Genomic DNA, 3,146 nt, shown 5'->3' with positions numbered 1-3,146 from the left:
GATGCCGGTGTCGGGCAGCTACGTTGGTGCGGCTGACGCGTTCGCGGGAATGGAGGTCGAGGTCCGGGTAACCTGAGGTTGCCCCTGCTTATCGGACTCCTTGAATAAACCCTTTTCGGTGGTATGGAGCGACCGCTCTAGCGACACCAGTTTGTAAAGCTGGCAAACAGCTATGGGCACCCAAGAGCCTGCGACGACAGGCTGGTCTGGAGCAGCCCAATGCGATCGCAGTCCCAACGACCGTTCCCGGGCGGGCAATTTGAGATAATCGCTGGCTCTTGACGCTGCTGACTTGTCTCAGACTTCCCCGCTGCCAAGGTCAGCAATGTGGAGGGGATGCCGCCAATTGAGCGGCAGCTTTGTGAACCCTCGACAGTGAAAAATTTTCTGCTGCCCGAAAGCTGCCTCCTGGGAGCCCCCGCTTCTGGTCGTCAAGAGCCAACGGCCACCTCGAATCCCACGCCTTAAACCTGTCGCTGGGACTTCGATTGCATTGGGCTGCTCCACACCAGCCTGCCGTCGCCGGCTTCTGGGTGCCCTGAGCCGCCTTTCGCATCGTTGAACTCGACGCCGCAATGCCGACATTTAAGCGCTCTGGCAGATGCCGTTTAAACCGGTATCGGTCTGGGCCATGAGCTCTTCGATCGTCCGACGGCTGAGATTCACGTCGACCCGATACTTCCGGCCACGGCTTAGTTAGCGTGTCGCCTGGGTCGGTCGCCTTCGTGCCGACGAGGTGCGCGCCGAGACCGGCAGTGGGCTGCGATCTTGGGGCAATGAGTGTCTTGCGGCAATACCGGTATCGCGGCAGAATTCAGGCACTATACAGGTTCGTCTGCCACCATCGATGCAATGAGCTTCCCTGCGATCACCCTTGACGAATGCCTTCGCGCGTCCGACCGCGAACTGTCCCAAAACTTGATCACGCATTTTGGCGGCCTCTATCCAGCCGGCCAACCAGTTCGACTTGAAATTCCTTTATTGCTACACCTTCAAGAACATCTTCTTACTCAGTCCAAGAGCTCGCCCAAGGGCGTCAAGACCAGGCAACGGCTCGTGGTTGCTCAGTCGAAGAAGGAATGCAAAGAAACAGCTGCGCTAGCCGGGGACGTTCTGCATGAGGTCAGCAAGCAGTACGGGGCGCGTGCGGGGGCCCGCGTATGCGCCAGAGTTCTCTCGTATCGCGTCCTGCAGACAGCACGGTTCGTAGCGATGCATCAACTAGCCGGAAGAGAATTACCCGGTTCACCTTGGCTGGCAGTTGTTCCAGCCGAGGTTGTGCATCCGCGCAAGGTACTCCACGTTCATGGAACAACAGATCTTATAGAACTGACTATCCGACGCGAGTCGCAACGTGCGTCCTCGCGCCTATACGTTCCCGCGAATACTTTCGGGGACGAGTTTGCGGTCAGTGCACGGCAGGTCCCGCTAGACGTCTGGATAGACTACGTGATTCCGCAATGCTTGGAACTAAAGGCGGCGCTGGGCGGATCAATCTACTGCTCTTTGACGGCCGAGGCGGAAGATCTAGTCAGCGAGGACGACGTCGACGATTCCTTGCTCGGCCCTCCTTTAAGCATCGGTTGCGCGGGTCCGAAAACGCATGCGGGCGGCCGCCTGTCAGGCGATGACGCCAAAGCATTGCTGCATGCGGTCAGCGATCCACCGGCATCGTCAGAGGGACCGGTGACCTTTTTGCCGCCATCACATTTGCTTGCACTGTCGTTTCACTCGACAAAGATCCATCAGGCAGTAGAGCGCGTCAGTGAGAGCGCGTGGCGCGCGCCATCTGCGTGGCACGCCGCGTTGTGGCTTAAGGATCTCTTAGGCTGGGATCGCAAGGGCAGACCACGATCGCCAAGGCCCACAACTCTGGAAATGGAATGCGCGCACCTGCCTACGGGGCCGTTCCTTTTCAGGGGTCAAGCTGACAGTTCGTGGCCCTTGACGCCCACCCTTCACCGCCAGCCTAGCGACGCCAATCGAATGGCACTCTCCCTGTTTCTGCTCGCCGTCTCCCGCTTGGCCCATGACTCAGATGGAACATCGCAAATCGACCATGCGATAGCCGGTGTCGGTCAACACTACGGGTTGGCAACAACGCTCTTGGATTTCACCTTCGATCCGTGCGTCGCGGCCTACTTCGCCTGCGATTCTCGCGAGTCCGAGCCAACAGAAGCCGCTATTTATGGGTTGCCGCTTGCCCGCGCTTATGAACGTGGTGGGATAGTCGTGCTTGCGCCACCTTGGGTGGAGCGACTGCATCGACAACTAGGCTGCTTCGTGGACTGCGATCATTTAAATCAGTTGCATCCTGGCGGGCTGAAAGCCGATTGCTTCAGCGTTCACTTCCCTCGCGATTCAGAATACTGCACTTCTGAATTCATAGATGGACAGGGCGACATGTACCCCGAGAGCCAGTGGTTGGCTGAGGCAGTCAAATGGTCTCGCACATCTCACGATCTGCGCAAGTTATTCAAGAATGGCAATAAGAAGAATAACGTTAGCCGACTACTTGCCACAAGTCTCGTGAAAAGCGCGGGGACACCTCAGTTTATGTTCAATAGTGCGCTTTTAGATGTTGCCGAAAGGCAACTTTCATTGGCACTGAAATTGGTGAAGTGGGCCGCCCTATCACTTCACCCCGATGAACAGAAATTTCTGTTGGACTGCAATGTTATTCATGCATTGACGCAGCACAACCCAGGCTTGTTCGTCGCCTTTGGGCGAGCTGCGCGGTACGTGCTCGTTACAGGAAGCCCCATTTCGGATTCCGGTGACGCCGGACTGCTAGCAAAGATTATTGAATGCATGTTGAAAAAAAATGGGGATTCCGCAGGTGACTCGACACATACCTGAGTCGCAAGAAGAGAAACCGCCCTTAAATCCCTCGATTAGATCGGTTCGCAGCCCGCGAGCAACGCGACCTGGATCGGCAACCTCAATCAAGTAGTTTCCGTATCGCGATTGTTCTCAGAAGTTGGGGACCGCAAAGCGGCCGGACGCCACCGACCGCTTTTGGTCGTTGGACTAAACCGCTCGCGCGGTACCCTGCGATGTGACGTTTGTGGTTTGCCGAAGGTGGGCGAGTGCCTATGTTGTGAGGTGAGGCAATTGGCCTCGTTCACCACAGGAGCACAGCCATG

1 protein-coding gene is annotated in these 3,146 nt (G+C 57.1%); it reads left to right on the top strand.

The window, feature by feature from the left end; all coding sequences use genetic code 11:
• The first annotated feature begins 780 nt into the window (after positions 1 to 780).
• Positions 781 to 2,859, top strand: coding sequence for an FRG domain-containing protein (locus tag C5P05_RS00600; protein WP_157979150.1), 2,079 nt, complete (start codon positions 781 to 783; stop codon positions 2,857 to 2,859).
• The last annotated feature ends 287 nt before the right edge of the window (positions 2,860 to 3,146 follow it).

Origin of the sequence: Rhodoferax ferrireducens (assembly GCF_003347515.1) — a bacterium.
In the GTDB taxonomy this organism is placed as follows: Bacteria; Pseudomonadota; Gammaproteobacteria; order Burkholderiales; family Burkholderiaceae_C; genus Rhodoferax.
The sequence above is the reverse complement of the archived record's forward strand: the minus strand, read 5'-3'. Positions and strand labels throughout refer to the sequence as shown.